General features: G+C 61.0%; 14 protein-coding genes. All 14 read left to right on the top strand.

Annotated elements, in window-relative coordinates:
- Positions 1-23 precede the first annotated feature (23 nt).
- The 14 genes from CFU_RS14110 (at position 24) to CFU_RS14045 (ending at position 15,987) form a co-directional block, all read left to right on the top strand.
- Entirely contained in the window at positions 24-941 is a 918-nt protein-coding gene (locus tag CFU_RS14110; RefSeq protein WP_050808595.1) for an EpsD family peptidyl-prolyl cis-trans isomerase, read from the top strand.
- Positions 942-988: 47 nt separating this feature from the next.
- Positions 989-1,786: a polysaccharide export protein EpsE gene (gene epsE, locus CFU_RS14105; RefSeq protein ID WP_041743510.1), complete on the top strand. Its 798-nt coding sequence runs from the start codon at positions 989-991 to the stop codon at positions 1,784-1,786.
- A 46-nt stretch (positions 1,787-1,832) separates the two neighbouring features.
- The gene (gene epsF / locus CFU_RS14100; protein ID WP_014006715.1) at positions 1,833-3,224 is read left to right on the top strand and encodes a chain length determinant protein EpsF; all 1,392 of its coding nucleotides are present in this window, start codon (positions 1,833-1,835) and stop codon (positions 3,222-3,224) included.
- A gap of 29 nt (positions 3,225-3,253) precedes the next feature.
- Positions 3,254-4,126 (top strand): chain length determinant protein tyrosine kinase EpsG, encoded by an 873-nt coding sequence (epsG, locus tag CFU_RS14095; protein WP_014006714.1) that lies wholly within the window; start codon positions 3,254-3,256, stop codon positions 4,124-4,126.
- Between the two features lie 17 nt (positions 4,127-4,143).
- Positions 4,144-5,448: a hypothetical protein gene (locus tag CFU_RS14090; protein WP_014006713.1), complete on the top strand. Its 1,305-nt coding sequence runs from the start codon at positions 4,144-4,146 to the stop codon at positions 5,446-5,448.
- Positions 5,435-6,568, top strand: coding sequence for a glycosyltransferase family 4 protein (locus CFU_RS14085; protein WP_014006712.1), 1,134 nt, complete (start codon positions 5,435-5,437; stop codon positions 6,566-6,568). Before CFU_RS14090 ends, CFU_RS14085 begins: the two co-directional genes overlap by 14 nt.
- A 30-nt stretch (positions 6,569-6,598) precedes the next feature.
- Entirely contained in the window at positions 6,599-7,681 is a 1,083-nt protein-coding gene (locus tag CFU_RS14080; protein WP_014006711.1) for an acyltransferase family protein, read from the top strand.
- A complete protein-coding gene (locus CFU_RS14075; protein ID WP_014006710.1) occupies positions 7,678-8,685 on the top strand; it encodes a glycoside hydrolase family 5 protein in 1,008 nt (335 codons plus the stop codon). The genes CFU_RS14080 and CFU_RS14075 overlap by 4 nt, the downstream gene beginning before the upstream one ends.
- Positions 8,686-8,716: 31 nt before the next feature.
- Positions 8,717-9,553: a glycosyltransferase family 2 protein gene (locus CFU_RS14070; RefSeq protein WP_041742070.1), complete on the top strand. Its 837-nt coding sequence runs from the start codon at positions 8,717-8,719 to the stop codon at positions 9,551-9,553.
- Positions 9,554-9,597: 44 nt separating this feature from the next.
- On the top strand, positions 9,598-11,073 hold the full coding sequence (locus CFU_RS14065) for a lipopolysaccharide biosynthesis protein (protein ID WP_014006708.1): 1,476 nt from the start codon (positions 9,598-9,600) through the stop codon (positions 11,071-11,073).
- Positions 11,074-11,140: 67 nt separating this feature from the next.
- Positions 11,141-11,875 (top strand): WecB/TagA/CpsF family glycosyltransferase, encoded by a 735-nt coding sequence (locus CFU_RS14060; protein WP_014006707.1) that lies wholly within the window; start codon positions 11,141-11,143, stop codon positions 11,873-11,875.
- 142 nt (positions 11,876-12,017) lie between these two features.
- Entirely contained in the window at positions 12,018-13,148 is a 1,131-nt protein-coding gene (locus tag CFU_RS14055; protein ID WP_014006706.1) for a sugar phosphate nucleotidyltransferase, read from the top strand.
- Positions 13,149-13,150: 2 nt separating this feature from the next.
- Entirely contained in the window at positions 13,151-14,572 is a 1,422-nt protein-coding gene (locus CFU_RS14050; protein ID WP_014006705.1) for a mannose-1-phosphate guanylyltransferase/mannose-6-phosphate isomerase, read from the top strand.
- Between the two features lie 23 nt (positions 14,573-14,595).
- On the top strand, positions 14,596-15,987 hold the full coding sequence (locus tag CFU_RS14045) for a phosphomannomutase/phosphoglucomutase (RefSeq protein WP_014006704.1): 1,392 nt from the start codon (positions 14,596-14,598) through the stop codon (positions 15,985-15,987).
- Positions 15,988-15,990 lie beyond the last annotated feature (3 nt).

Below are 15,990 nucleotides of genomic sequence, written 5' to 3'. Positions count from 1 at the left end.
GCGTGAAAGGAATAGGCATCCTGATGCTGCTTACCGTAATAAATTTATCGGCCTGCGACGACCAGAAAAAAAAGAACGGCCAGGTGGTAGCCAGGATCAATGGCGAAGAGATCAGCGCGCCGCAGCTTGAGGTCGAACTGCAATATGCAAAGCGGCTGAGGCAGGACGGCACTGCGCCGCCGCAAGCCGTGCGCGAACAGGCCGTGGAGGCGCTGATCGATCGCCAGCTGCTGCTGGACGAAGCGTTGCGCAACAAGATCGACCGCGATCCGGCGTTGATACAGATTATCGAACGGTTCAAGACCCAGGCCATCGTACAGGCTTACCTGGAATCCAAGGCCGGAAACCAGGAACAGCCGGGCAAGGCGGAAATCGAAAGCTATTTTCACGCGCATCCGGAGATGTTTGCGCGCCGCAAGGTATTCGAGGTTGAACAGCTGGTCATCGCCGACCAGGATTTCAGCGCGGCGCTGAAAGCCATGATGGATTCCTCGAAGTCGCTGAACCAGGTGGCTGCCTGGCTCCGGCAACGCAAGATCGCCCATGTGCAAAGGCAGTATTCCTACAGCAGCGCCGAGCTTCCGCCAGAGGTCGGCAGCCGGCTCCAGGCGCTGGGCAGGAACCGCCTGTTTGTCATGAAAGACGGGCAGCGCGATTTATTGTGCGCATTGACCGAACTCAGGGATAGCCCGGTTGCGCCGGACGCCGCCGAACCGCAGATCGAACGCTACCTGGTGAACAAGAAGATGCAGGAAACGGCGATTGCAGAAATCACCCGCCTGCGCGCGGCGGCCAAGCTTGAATACATAGAGAAACCCGCGGAGAAACCGGCCGGCGATATCGATAACAATGCCTTGCCGGTCACGGCAACTTCGCCAGGCAAGCAGCAGGCCGTGGTGCGCAGGAGCATCGAGGTGTCCGGTGTCGCGGGGCTCAAATGAATAACCTGTACCGGAAGGAACAATAAATGAATGGGGTGGCCATCATGATGAGACGAACTTACCTATGCTTGGCGTTGTTGCTGACGCTGCTGCTGGCGTTTTCCAGCAATTCCGCCAGCGCGGCGGATACGCCGATCGGCGCCGGCGACGGCTTGAAGATCTCGGTATTCGGGAATCCGGACCTGAGCCTGGAAACCAAGGTCAGCGATGCCGGCAACATCACCTTTCCGCTGATAGGCGCGGTCAGCATCGGCGGTTTGTCGACTGCGCAAGCCGAGAAAAAAATCTCCGACATGCTGACCGGCGGCGGATTCCTGCGCAAGGCGGAAGTCAACGTCACGGTCACCGAGCTGCAAAGCCAGCAGGTATCGGTGCTCGGCCAGGTGCTGCATCCGGGCCGCTATCCGATCGCAGGCAAGCGCAGCGTGACCGACATGCTGGCGATGGCCGGCGGTGTCGGACCGGAAGGCGGCGATACCGCCGTGGTGATCCGCACCCGCAACGGCAAGAGCAGCAAGCAGGTGGTCAACCTGCAGGAAATGATCCAGTCCGTCGACATGAAATCGAACCTGGACCTGGTCAACGGCGACATGATCTATGTCGACCGCGCGCCTAAATTCTATATCTACGGTGAAGTGCAGCATCCCGGCGGCTACCGGCTGGAACGCAACATGACCATCGCCCAGGCCTTGTCGATCGGGGGCGGCCTGACGCCGCGCGGCACCGAGCGCGGAGTACGCATCAAGCGGCGCGACAGCAACGGCAATACCGTGATGATAGACGCCAAGCGCGACGAAGTATTGCAGACGGACGATGTCGTCTATGTGAAAGAGAGCCTGTTCTGATGTTGATCCGCCATCATTTTCACGCCGCCATTAGAGAGGAGCTTTCATGACTTTCCCACAGCTTCTGAGCATCCTGCGTGCACGCTACAAGGTCATCCTGCTGACCTTGCTGATTGCTGTCGTGGCCACTGCCGCGGTCAGTTTCACCTTGCCAAGGATCTACCGCACTTCGACTACGCTGCTGCTTAACTACAAGGGCACGGATCCGGTGTCGGGCCGGGTGCTGCCGGCGCAGCTGGTGTCCGGCTACGTCGCGACCCAGGTCGATATCGTCGGCAGCAGGGGCGTGGCGCTGAAGGCGGTCGACATGCTGGGCCTGGCCGACAGTCCGGTCACTCAGCAACGCTTCCGGCAAGTGGCGAACGGCAAGGGTTCGATCCGCGAATGGCTGGCCGATTCCTTGCAAAAGATGGTGGATGTAACGCCTTCGCGTGAAAGCAGCATGATAGAAATCACCGCCAAGGGCAGCGATCCGGCATTCACGGCGCAGGCGGCAAACGCCATTGCGGCAGCCTATCAGCAGATGAACCTGCAGATCAAGGTTGAACCGTTGCGGCAGGCGGCCACCTATTTCACGCAGCAGACCACGACCTTGCGCGCCGCGCTGGAGCAAGCCGAGGAAAAAATGTCGCGCTATCAGCAGGAGCATGGCCTGGTCAGCGCCGATGGTCATCTGGATGTCGAGACCGCACGCCTCAATGAACTGTCGAGCCAGCTGGTGCTGGCGCAAGGGCAGGGGGCGGAGGCGTCGTCGCGCGGCAGCCAGGCGATGGGCAGCGGCGGCCGCGATTCGCCGGACGTGATTTCCAACGTGCTGGTGCAAAACCTGAAAGCGTCGCTGGCGGCGGCGGAAGGGAAGTTTGCCTTGCTGTCGCAGAACCTGGACCGCAACCATCCGCAGTACCAGGCCGCCAAGGCTGAGGTCGACCAGTTGCGTTCCGAGCTTAACAACAGCATCAGCGCCACCAATGCGGGAGCCGCCAACAACGCCCGCATCCAGCGCCAGCGCGAGGGTGCAATCCGCGCCGCGCTGACGGCGCAGACCGCCAAGGTGCTGCAGCTCAACCGCGCCCGCGACGAACTGGCGGTGCTGGCCAAGGATGTCGAGAGCGCCCAGCATGCCTACGATGCCGCCGCCCAGCGCCTGAGCCAGACCGAACTGGAAGGGCAGTCGAACCAGTCCGACGTCTCCGTGCTGAGTCCGGCCACAGTGCCGACTCGCCCCGCCAGCCCGAATATCCCGCTCAACATGGTGCTGTCGCTGTTGTTCGGCAGCATGCTGGGGCTAGCCCTGGCGGTGCTGGCGGAACTGACAAACCGGCGCGTCAGGACCGGCAGCGACCTGCTCAACGTGCTGGATGCGCCGGTGCTGGGCACCATCGTCTGGCGCAAGCCGGCGCGCAGGATTGCGTTCCCTCAGCTGTTTTTATCGCGGTGATCGCGCGCCAACCGGAAAGGTGAAACAAAATGAATAAACCGGTCAGTCCTCTCTTTGATAGCGCAATGTCGCACCGCAAGGATGGCAATATGGGCCGCATGCTGGTGGAGCAAGGCAAGCTCACGGCCGAGCAGGCAGAACGCGTGCGGCGGCTGCAGCAGGAACAGGGGCTGCGTTTCGGCGAAGCGGCGCAACGGCTGGGGCTGGTCAGCGAACTGGATATCCAGCAAGTGCTGTCGCGCCAGTTCGACTATCCCTATCAGGAAAGCGCCGGAAATTATCCGGCCGCCCTGGTTGCCGCCTACCAGCCTTTCAGCGCCGAAGTGGAAATGCTGCGTTCGGTGCGCAGCCAATTGATGCTGCGCTGGTTCACCGCCAGCCGCAAGACGCTGGCCATCGCCAGCGTCAACGCGGGCGACGGCACCAGTCTGATGGCTGCCAACCTGGCTATCGTGTTTTCGCAGCTCGGCTTGCAGACCCTGCTGGTGGACGCCAACCTGCGCCAGCCGCGCCAGCAGCGGATATTCAACCTGGCGGCGGGGCATGGGCTGGCCGATGTACTGGCAGGGCGCGCCGGCCTGGAACCGCTCGCCGTCGCCGAGTCGTTCGCCGACCTGTCGCTGCTGCCGGCCGGAGCGCCGGTGCCCAATCCGCAGGAACTGATCAACCGCTCCAGCTTCAACGCCTTGAACCAGACTTTGCGCAGCCGTTTCGACGTCATCCTGTACGACACCCCGGCATGCTCCAGCGCGGCTGACGTCCTGACTATCGCCGCCCGCGCCGGCGGGGTGCTGCTGGTGGTGCGCAAAGACCATACCCGGGTGGCCGATCTCACCGCCTTCAGCGACCAGCTGCGCCGCAGCGGCACGGAAGTGGTGGGTTCGGTGCTGGTGAGTTTCTGATAAAGGGGATCAAGCGCATGCAGAATTTTGCAAACATCAGGGATTATATTTTCCCGCGCTCAGCCAGCTTGTCGGTGCCGGCCGAACGGATGACGTTCTGGATACTCATGGCCGCGCTGCTGTACCAGGCGGCCTTGTGCGCCATCCATACCAACGTCCATGCCATCTCGACTGCAGGCGTGGTGTTTTCGGAATTTGTCATCTACCTGTTGTGCATGGTGGTGCTGAGCAAGAACATCCGGCTGGAACTGGTCGCCATCGCCGCCCTGGCTGCCGCCTACCTGTTCCTGCTGGCGATCATGCGCAACCAGCTGGATCCGAAAGGATTCCGGGACGTGATGATTCCTATCCTGTTCTACGGCATCGGCCGCCAGATCGGCGATATCCGGTATGCCGACCGCTTGCTCAAGCTGGCGGTGCTGCTGGTGCTGGCTTTCGGTTTTGCCGAATGGTTTTTCCTCGATTTTTATTCGCGCATCTTCAATATCTTTTCCTATTACGTCAACCAGGGCGGCCTCGCCGCCGGCTCCAACTGGGCCAAAGACAGCGTGCTGGGGCTGAACGGGATCAGGCCGGAGGGAATCGGCCGCACCATACTGCCGTCGCTGCTCGGCAGTCACCGCATATCCTCGGTTTTCCTGGAGCCGGTTTCGCTCGGGAATTTTGCGGTGATCGTCGCTGCCTGGGGCTTGTCGAAACGGCGTGAAGAGTTCAAAGACATGCTTTTTTTCCTGCTGGCCGCCGCCCTCATGATCATCATGAGCGACTCGCGTTACGGCATGATCACGGTCGCCGTGCTGATCGCGCTGCGCTGTTCGCCGCTGGCCAAGAGCAGCAACACCTGGCTGATCGTATTGCCGCTGCTGAGCGCACTGATGCTGCTGCTGATCGGGACCTTCTTCGACGGCCGGTACAGCGACAGTTTCCTGGGCCGGCTGTACGTAAGCGGCCGCACGCTGCTGGACCTGGATATCGGCATGCTGCTGGGCTTGGACGGCTACAACACCAATTTCGGCGACATGGGTTATCCCTCCCTGCTGACGCGGCTCGGTCTGCCGCTGTGTTTCCTGTTATGGCTGCCGTTCTGGATGCTGAGGATGGAGGACGAGCGGGGCAACCGCTTCCGCGCCTATATCACGCTGTACATCTCCCTGATCCTGTGCGTCAGCGGCACCTCGCTGTTTGCGCTGAAAACCGCCGGCATCCTCTGGTTCCTGGTCGGCTGCACTGTAGGAAAAGCGGCTGACTCCTCGCCATCGCCTGCCGGCGCGGCCACACGATCGTCGGGAAAAGCAAAGGAGAAACAACATGCCCAAGGATAGGCCGATTAAGGTTACGCACATCGTGCGCCAGTATTCTCCCTCGATCGGGGGCATGGAAGACGTGGTGCAGAATATCACCAGGCAGCAGCGCGAGCACCACGGCCAGCTGCCGAAGGTGGTCACGCTCAACCGGCTGTTCAGGAATTCCGCCGAATTCCTCAGTTCCGAGGCACTGGTCAACGGCGTCGCCGTGGTGCGCCTGCCGTTCCACGGCAGCAGCAGGTATCCGCTGTGTCCCAGCGTGCTGGAGCATGTGGCGGACGCCGACGTGATCCATGTGCACGGCATCGATTTCTTTTTCGATTACCTGGCGCTGACCCGTCCCCTGCACAGGCGGCCGCTGGTGGCGTCGACCCATGGCGGGTTTTTCCATACCAGCTTCGCTTCCGGGCTCAAGAAAGTCTACTTCAACACAATCACGCGCGCTTCGACCATGGCGTACGACAAGATCATCGCCACCAGCGACAACGACGGCGACATGTTTTCCGGCATCGTCAAGCCGCCGAAACTGGCCGTGATCGAAAACGGCGTCAACGTCGAGAAATACAGCAACCAGTCGGCGCCGGCGCTGACGCGGACCTTGATCTATTTCGGCCGCTGGTCGGTCAACAAAGGCTTGCTCGAAACGCTCGCCTTGTTCCAGCAGCTGGCGCAGCGCCAACCGGGCTGGAAGCTGATCATCGCCGGCCGCGAATATGACCATAGCGCGGAAGAGCTGCGTGCTTGGGCCAGGCAGAACGGCCTTGCGGATGCGGTGCAGATCGTGGCGAATCCTGCTGACCATGAGTTGGCGGCGCTGATTGCGCAGTCTAGCTACTTCATCTGCCTGTCAAGGCATGAGGGCTTCGGCATTGCGCCGATCGAAGCGATGAGCGCCGGTCTGACGCCGGTATTGAGCGATATCCCGCCGTTCCGCAACCTGCTTGAACAATCGCGGGCAGGGCTGCTGCTGTCTGCGCCGACCCAGGAACAAAACGTGGCGAGCCTGATGCTGCTGCATCAAGAGATGCAGACCGATTACGCGCGGCGGCGCACGCAGATGCAGCAGTTCGTGGAACGCTACGACTGGCGGCGCATCGCGGAAAAATATATCGACGTGTACAAGGAGCTGGTGCGTTGAGGCGGCAGCCCAAGGCATCCGGGATTTTCCATGGATAGAGAAAAAATTGACGCAATCACGGGCTTGCGCGGGCTGGCGGCGCTGCTGGTGGTATACGGCCACGCGCTGGACTGGTTTGCCCTGCCTTGGAAAAATCACCTTTTCGGTGAAATCGGCGTGGCGATCTTCTTTTCCTTGAGCGGCTTTCTCATGGCCTATCTGTATCTCGGAAAGCGGTTTTCGGCAATCAACGTCGCCGATTATGCGTTTTCCCGTTTTTCCAGGATTGCCCCCGCCTATCTCGTGATTCTCCTGGTTTCTTATGTCATCTACGTCAATCTCGATCCGAATTTTGTCTATGGGATATCGGGGAAGAATATCCTGCGCCATGTTTTTTTCTCGGGCAATGTGTCGGTATTCTGGAGCATCACGCCCGAAGTCGAGTTCTACTTCCTGTTCCTGCTGGCCTGGGCCGCGGGCAGCCGGTTCCTGGGCCGGTCCGATGTCGCCGGACTGCTGTTCCTGGCGCTCGCCAGCCTGATCCTGCTGTCGTACCGCGATATTTTTCCGGGCACGTTCGTCGGCTCGAAATTGCACTATTTCCTGTTCGGCATGATTGCCGGCGTTATGCGCTCGCATGTCGACAGCCGCGACCAGAACCGGAAATGGTTCGCGCTCCTGCATGCGGTTTCGGTTGCCGCTCTGGTATCGATTGCGGCGGGCTGGACAGTGCTGCCGTTCGCCGGCAACCAGGAGTTCTATAACAGCATCCTCACCGCTGTTTTCAGCGCCTTCCTGGTATTCGGCCTGTCCTTCCCGTCTGCCGTCGGTAATGTCTTTTTCGCAAACCGGGCCATGGTTTTATGCGGTGAATGGAGTTTCTCCATCTACCTGCTGCATATGCCGATTATTTACCTGCTCCGGAAAATCCATTCGGAGCCGTTCCCGACGTTTATCCTGCTGCCGGTTGCCGTCCTTGTCTTGCTGTTTTCATGGCTCAACTATCGGCTGGTCGAGAAACCCGGAGCGCGCCTGATCAAATCCGCGGGCAGCCTGTTCAAGCGGAAATTCTTGACCGCGTTTCCGCTGGCGGCCGGATCCCGGTCAATGCCCTTAGGAGGTGACACCAGATGATCAAATTCCTGTTCTCCGCATTGACCCTGGCGTGCGCCTTGTCTGGCCAGGCTTCGTTCGCCGCTTGCATGGACGGCAAGCCGATGGCCGGCGTCAACCTGAGCGGCGCCGAATTCGCCGCGGAAAAACTGCCCGGCAAGGTATTTACCGACTACGTGTACCCGGACCTGGATGAAATGCGCCTGTTCCAATCCATGGGCATGAACACCTTCCGCCTGCCGTTTCTGTGGGAGAGGGTGCAGCCGAAGCTGTTCGGCGAACTGGACCAGGCCGAACTGCAGCGTATCAAGGATAGCGTTGCAGCCGCCAGTTCGATTGGCGTGTGCATGATCCTCGATGTGCACAACTATGGCCAATATCGCGGTCAGCCTATCGGTTCGCCGCAAGTGCCGCGCGCGGCCCTGACCGACCTTTGGCAGCGCCTGCTGGCCAATTTCAAGGATCCGGCGAACGTCGCCTTCGGCTTGATGAACGAACCGGCCAAACTACCGACCGCGGAATGGGCGGCAACCGCGCAGGAAACGCTGAACGCCTTGCGCAGGAAAGGCTCGCGGCACCTGATCCTGGTTCCCGGCGGCGGCTGGAGCGGCGCCCATTCCTGGTACGCAAAAGACGGCGTGGTGTCGAATGCAGACGCTTTCCGTTTCTTTCGTGATCCCGCCGATAACTACATGATCGAAGTGCATCAGTACGCGGACGCGAATTTTTCCGGCACCGGCAACGAGTGCGTGGAGCCGGCCGGCCTGAGCGCAATCATGGCCAACGTCGCCCTGTGGGCCACTTCGACCCGGCGCCGCCTGTTTCTTGGCGAATTCGGGGTGCCGGCCAACCAGCAGTGCCTGGCGGCCTTGACGGCAATGATGGATGCCATCAAGGGCAATTCCGCCTGGGGCGGCTGGACCTATTGGGCCGCCGGGCAGTGGCTGGGGACTTATCCGTTCAGCGTGCAGCCCGACGGCAACGGCGAACGGCCGCAAATGACCATCCTGAAAAAAGGCATGTAGCAGTGCGTGACACGATTGTAAAGGAATGCAAATGAAATTTTCGCTGGTGCTGGCGACGGTAGGGCGGGTTGACGAAGTCGCCCGTTTGCTGGAATCGCTGGATGCGCAAGACTACCGGAATTTTGAGCTGATCGTGGTCGACCAGAACGGCGACGACAGGCTGGTGCCGCTGCTGGATCTGTATCGCCGGAAATTCCCGCTGCGGCACGTGCGTTCGGCTGCGCTGGGCGCCTCGCGCGCGCGCAATGCCGGCCTGGTCCTGGCCGACGGCGACGTGATCGCTTTTCCCGACGACGATTGCTGGTATCCGGACGGTTTGCTGGAACAGGTGATCACGGTGCTGGCCAGCCATCCGGAGCTGGATGGCATTACCGGCCGCTTCACCGACGGCGACGGCAATGTCGAGGGGCGCTGGCTGGAGAACAGCGCGCTGCTGAACCGCTATAACGTCTGGCGCGGCGCGATCGAATTCAGCATTTTCCTGCGCCGGCGCGTGGTCGATACGGTCGGCGGTTTCGACGAATCGCTGGGGGTCGGCGCCGGCACGGTGTGGGGCGCGGCGGAAGGGACCGATTACCTGTTGCGCAGCCTGCGGCATGGGTTCAAATTGAAATTCCTGGTCGACATGACCTTGCATCATCCGGTGAAGACGGCGGATTTCGACGCCAGCGCCTGCCACCGCCAGAAAAAATATGAAACCGGGATCGGCCGCGTAATGCGGATCAACAAATATCCGTTCTGGTATTTCCCGACTACCTGCCTGAGGACCTGCGGCGGCATCGTGCTGGCGCTGGCCCGCGGCGATTTCCTCAAGGCGCGTTTCAAATACCTGAGCGTGCTGGCGCGCGTGCGCGGCTGGCGCGGCTAGCAAGCAATGGAGAACCCCATGCCCGATCTGAGACTAGGAATGCGATGAATCAGAAAAGCACAGGCGGCGGCCTGGCGTCCGGATCGATCTGGTCGATCGTGGACAATCTCGCACAGCAAGTCATTTCATTCGTGATTTTTGCGGTGCTGGCACGTTTCCTGGCGCCGGACGCATTCGGTTTGCTGACCATCGCCCATCTTTTCATCCTGTTCACCCGGCTGGTGGTGTTCGATGCAATTGCGATGCCGGTGATACGCGCCGGCCTGCCGGACGACAGGTTTTTCTCCTGGGTGTTTACATGCTGCACCCTGGCGGGCTTGCTGCTCGCCGCCCTGATGTTTTTTTCGGCAGGCCTGGTTTCCTCCTTGTATCGGGCGCCGGAGCTGAAAACGGTATTGCAGGGCATGAGCTTTTCGGTGCTGTTTTTCGGCTTGATGCGTGCCTACGAGGCCAGGCTGGTGCGCAACATGATGTTCCGCCAGCTGGCGATCCGCTCGATCGGCTCGGTGATGACCGGCGGCGTGGTCGGCATAACGCTTGCTGCCGGCGGCTGGGGCGCGATGTCGCTGGTGGTGCAGCAGGTTGCGGCATCCGGGCTGGCGCTGGTGCTGGTGGTGGCGCAAAGCCGCTGGCTGCCGCGCATCGTGTTTGACCGCGCATTGAACAAGAAATACTGGAGCGACATCCGCCAGGTCGGACTGACCGGCATTCTGCAGTTTGCCAATACCAATGGCGATTCGCTGCTGGTCAGCATTTTCCTGGGGCCATACGCCACCGGCTTGTACAACCTGGGCAAACGGGTGACCTCGGCGGTGTACCTGGTGATCGCCAGCTCCATGCAGAAAGTGGCGTTGCCGGTATTTTCCGACGCCGGCGCGGATATGGCGGCGATGGGGCGCGGGTACTTGAAGATCCTTGGCATCACGCTGTTCTGCGTCGCTCCCTTGCTGTGTTTCCAGGCGGTGCTGGCCGAGCCGCTGGTGGCCGCCGTGTTCGGCGCCAAGTGGCTGCCTGCGGCGCCGGTGGTCAGCGTGCTGGCGCTGCTGTACCTGCTGTCGTCCATCGTGCACCTGAACGACTACCTGTTTTTCGCCATAAGAAAAAACCGCCTGCCGGTGCTGTTCGGCATTGCCCAATTGACGCTGGCGACCGTGCTGGCCGTGAGCTGCTACCGCTTCGGCCTGCTTGGCATGAGCCTGTCGTTTTGCGGCGCCTACCTGCTGGTTTTTCCCCCGTCCCAGATCCGGCTCAACCGCGAGCTCGGCCTCAACGCGCAGCAGGTCTGGTACGCGCTGGCGCCGCCGCTGGTGGGCAGCACCTTCCTGGTCCTTGGACTGACGGCATACCTGTTGCTGGTGCCGCCGGGAATCAGCAACGTGACCTTGGTTGCGGGCGGTGTCCTTATCGCCTGCTTGTTGTATCCATTCATGGTGGTTGTCACCGGCTGGCAGATCAGGTCGGTCAACGCTTCCTGGCATGGATTATTGCTGTCGGCTATGCGGCTGGGCCGCGCCCGATAGACGGCAGCGCGATGGGTTCAAGCGTCTTGCTTTTTTTTCAGGAGACGCTGTTTAGGAGAGTTTTTTCATGAACACAAAGAAGACAATCCCGATCGCCGGTTTCCCGGTGGTCAAGACTACCGCCTCCGTGCTGGCCAGGTACTTGCAGCATGCGATGTGGGTCAATAAAAAAATAACGCTGTTTTTCGCCAACACGAATTTCATCGTGCGCTGCAACCATCTGCTGGAGAAAATGCGGAATGCCTCGGTGACGATCGTCAACGACGGCGTCGGCATGGATATCGCAGCTTTCCTGTTCGGCCGCGAGGCGTTCAAGGAAAACCTGAACGGCACCGATTTCATCCCGCACCTCCTGTGCGGAACGGGCGCGCCCAAACGGGTGTTCATGCTGGGCGGCCGGCCGGAAATCCTGGACAAGGCGGTAGCGCATGTGGGCGGGCCGTTGAAGCAGATCGTGGTCGGCAGCTGCGACGGCTATCGCGGTTTGCAGGAGCAGCGGGATGGCCTGGTGGCCCTGATCAACCGTTCGCAGGCGGAAGTGGTGCTGGTGGCGCTGGGCAATCCGATGCAGGAAGAGTGGATCCTGGTGAACCGCCAGGCGCTCAACGCCAAAGTCGTGGTCGGCGTCGGCGCCCTGTTCGATTTCTGGGGCGGCTATAAGCCGCGCGCGCCGCACCTGGTGCAAAGGCTGCGGCTGGAATGGCTGTACCGCCTGTGCCTGGAGCCGCGGCGGCTGTTGCGTCGTTATACCTTCGATATCCTGACGTTCCTGCTGCTGTGCCGCAAGAAAAGCGGCAGTTAGAAAACGCAATTGGACCTAGGGTGGGCAGATCTTCTGCCCACGCTGTAGGCGGTCCCTGCATGACCGACGGTCCGCGTGGGCACAGGTGCCCACCCTACGACTGATTCAGCCTGTTTTTGATTCAACTTGTGTGAGGTGAAACATGAAAGCAATGATTCTAGCGGCCGGCAAAGGCACCCGCGTGCGCCCGCTGACCTACGACCTGCCGAAGCCCATGATCCCGATCCTGGGCAAGCCGGTGATGGCTTACCTGGTCGAATATCTTGCCAGTTACGGCGTGCGCGAGATCATGGTCAACGTCAGCCATCTGCACCACAAGATCGAAGAGTTTTTCGGCGACGGCAGCCAGTATGGAGTGCAGATAGGTTATTCCTTCGAGGGTTATATCAATGATTTCGGCGAGGTGACGGCGGAACCCCTGGGGTCGGCGGGCGGCATCAAGAAGATCCAGCAGTTCGGGCAATTCTTCGACGATACCGTGATCGTGATCTGCGGCGATGCCTTGATCGACCTCGATCTCAGTTCGGCGCTGTTCGAGCACAAGCAGAAAGGGGCCTTGGCCAGTGTCATTACCAAGGAAGTGCCGTGGGACAAGGTCGATAATTACGGCGTCGTGGTGATGGACCAGGAAAGCAGGGTCGAGTCGTTCCAGGAAAAACCGAAGCAAGATGAAGCCTTATCCAATTTCGCCAGCACCGGCATTTACATTTTCGAGCCGGAAGTGATAGACCTTATCCCGGCCGATATCATGTTCGATATCGGCTCCGAGCTGTTTCCGTTGATGGCGAAGAAGGGCTTGCCATTCTATGCGCAGCAGCGGTTTTTCAACTGGATAGACATCGGTAGCGTCACCGATTTCTGGAGCGTCCTGCAGAACGTGATGCAGGGCCGGGTAGCGCAGCTGGAAATACCCGGCAAGCAGATCGCCGAGGGCGTCTGGGCCGGCCTCAACATCAGCATAGACTGGGATGGTACGACGATCGAGGGGCCGGTGTATATCGGTTCGGGCTGCCGCATCGATGCCGGCAGCAAGATCGTCGGCCCTACCTGGATCGGGCATGGCAGCCATATATGCTCCGGCGCGCAAGTAGTGCGCAGCGTATTGTTCGAATACACCCGGATCCTGGGCGGCGCCCAGCTGGACGAGGCGATCGTATTCAAGCAATACAGCGTAGACCGTGCCGGCCAGATGCGCCGTTTGCCTGAAGCCGGCATACCCGACTGGGGCGATGCCCGCGACCGGCTGCCGGAAAATGAAAGCGCGGTGAGCTGACCATGAAAATCTATCCAGTGATCCTGGCCGGAGGTTCCGGCACGCGTCTGTGGCCGCTCTCGCGCGAGGCCATGCCCAAGCAGTTGCTGCCGTTGCGTTCGCAGCATTCGATGCTGCAGGAAACGCTGCTGCGGCTGGCGGACTGGCCGGAACTGATGCCGCCGTTGCTCACCTGCGGCAATGAGCACAGGTTCATGGTGGCGGAGCAGTTGCGCGGCATCAGCATGGCGCCGCTGGCCATCCTGCTGGAGCCGGAAAGCAAGAATACTGCGCCGACGGTCGCGGTGGCGGCGCATTTCCTGCTTCAACATGACAAGGACGCCATCATGCTGGTGCTGCCGGCCGACCATGTGATCGGCGATGCGCAAGCCTTCCACAAGGCCGTCCAGTGCGCAGCGCAGGCAGTCGAACAAGGCGCGCTGGCGACCTTCGGCATCGTGCCTAGCGCCGCCGAAACCGGTTATGGCTATATTCGCCGCGCCAAGGCCGCATTCAATGGCATCGACGGCTGCTACGCGGTGGAGAAATTCATCGAGAAGCCGGACAAGGCGCGCGCCGAGACATTTGCGGCGGATGCCGCCTATAGCTGGAACAGCGGCATGTTCCTGTTCCAGCCGGCGCGCTACCTGGCGGAACTGCGCGAGTACCGGCCGGCGATCGCCGAGAGCTGCGCCCGGGCTTTCCAGGCGTCTTACCATGATCTCGATTTTTGCCGCCTGGATGAGGCCGCCTTCGCCAGCTGCCCGGCGGAATCGATCGACTATGCCGTCATGGAGAATACCCGGCACGCGGTGGTGGTGCCGGCGGACATCGGCTGGAGCGATATCGGTTCCTGGTCGGCCTTATGGCAGATACTGGACGGCGACGCCGACGGTAACGTGCTGCGCGGCGATGTGTATACCGACGGTGTCCGCGATTCGATGATCCGTGCCGAGAGCCGCTTCGTGGCGGTGATCGGCATGCAGGACACGGTGGTGGTGGAAACCAAGGACGCGGTGCTGGTAGTGCACAAGGACCAGGTGCAAGGCGTCAAGAAAATCGTCGAAGCCCTGAAGAAAAACAGCCGCACGGAACACATGAACCACATACGTGTCTACCGGCCGTGGGGCTGTTATGAAGGCATCGACGGCGGCGACCGCTTCCAGGTGAAACGGATTACCGTCAATCCGGGCGGGAAACTTTCGCTACAGATGCATCACCACCGCGCCGAACACTGGGTGGTGGTCAGCGGCACGGCGCGCATTGTCTGCGGCGACGAGGAGAAATTCCTGACCGAGAACGAATCGACCTACATTCCGATCGGCGTCCGGCACCGGCTGGAGAATCCAGGGAAACTGCCGCTGCACCTGATCGAGGTGCAGTCGGGCAGCTACCTGGGAGAAGACGACATCGTGCGTTTCGAAGACATCTATAAACGCTGCTAAGGCAGCCAACCTGGTACAACACTATGCTCCCGATTCAAAATTCCATATTCAAGGCTTACGACATTCGCGGCATCGTCGGTAAAACCCTGGACGCCGGCATCGCGCGCCAGATCGGCCAGGCCTTCGGCACCGCCGCCCGGGCCAAGGGCGAAAAAACGGTGATTATCGGCCGCGACGGCCGTTTATCCGGACCTGAACTTGCCACCGCCCTGGCTGCCGGCTTGCGCGATGCCGGTGTGGATGTGGTCGATCTGGGCTTGGTAGCGACGCCTATGGTGTATTTTGCGACCCATGTACTGGGCGCACAGTCCGGCATCATGGTCACCGGCAGCCATAATCCGCCTGATTACAACGGCTTCAAGATGGTGCTGGCAGGCGAGGCGATATATGGCGAGACCATCCAGCAGCTGTACCAGGCCATCGAAGACGGCAGCGTCGAGGCAACCATATCTGTGCCAAGCGGCAGCTACCGCCAGCACGACATCCGGCAGGCTTATCTGCAGCGCATCGTCAGCGACACCAAGCTGGCGCGGCAGATGAAGATCGTGGTCGATTGCGGCAACGGCGTCGCCGGCGCTTTTGCCGGCGAGCTGTACCGTGCGCTCGGCTGCGAGGTGCAAGAACTATTCTGCGAAGTGGACGGCACTTTCCCCAACCACCATCCCGATCCGGCCCATCCGGAGAACCTGCAGGACGTGATCCGCGCCCTGCAAAATTCGGACGCCGAAATCGGCCTGGCCTTCGACGGCGATGGCGACCGCCTCGGCGTGGTCACCAAGGATGGCCAGATCATCTATCCGGACCGGCAGCTGATGCTGTTTGCCGCGGACGTGCTGACACGCCATCCGGGCCGCGAGATCCTGTACGACGTCAAATGCACGCGCCACCTGGCGCCGTGGATTACCGCGCATGGCGGCAAGCCGCTGATGTGGAAGACCGGCCATTCGCTGGTCAAGGCCAAGATGCGTGAAACCGGGGCGCCGCTGGGCGGCGAGATGAGCGGCCATGTGTTCTTCAAGGACCACTGGTACGGTTTCGACGACGGCCTGTACGCTGGCGTGCGCCTGCTGGAACTGCTGAGCCGCGAAAGCGATCCGTCGGCGGTGTTGAACGCGTTGCCGCAATCGTCCAGCACGCCCGAGCTGCAGCTGAAACTGGAAGAAGGGGAGAACTTCAGCCTGATCGAAAAACTGCAAGGCGAGGCGACATTCCCCGGCGCCGACGACATCATCAAAATCGACGGCCTGCGTGTCGAATATCCGGACGGCTTCGGCCTGGCGCGCTCATCCAATACCACGCCGGTGATCGTGATGCGCTTCGAAGCCGAGTCGCCATCGGCGCTGCTGCGCATACAGGCGGAATTCAAGCGCGTAATCCTGGCCGTCAAGCCGGATGCGGCGCTGCCTTTCCCGTAGTTT

The sequence above is a fragment of the Collimonas fungivorans Ter331 genome (assembly GCF_000221045.1).
Lineage (GTDB): Bacteria > Pseudomonadota > Gammaproteobacteria > Burkholderiales > Burkholderiaceae_D > Collimonas > Collimonas fungivorans_A.
This window is presented reverse-complemented; position numbering and strand designations above follow the sequence as displayed.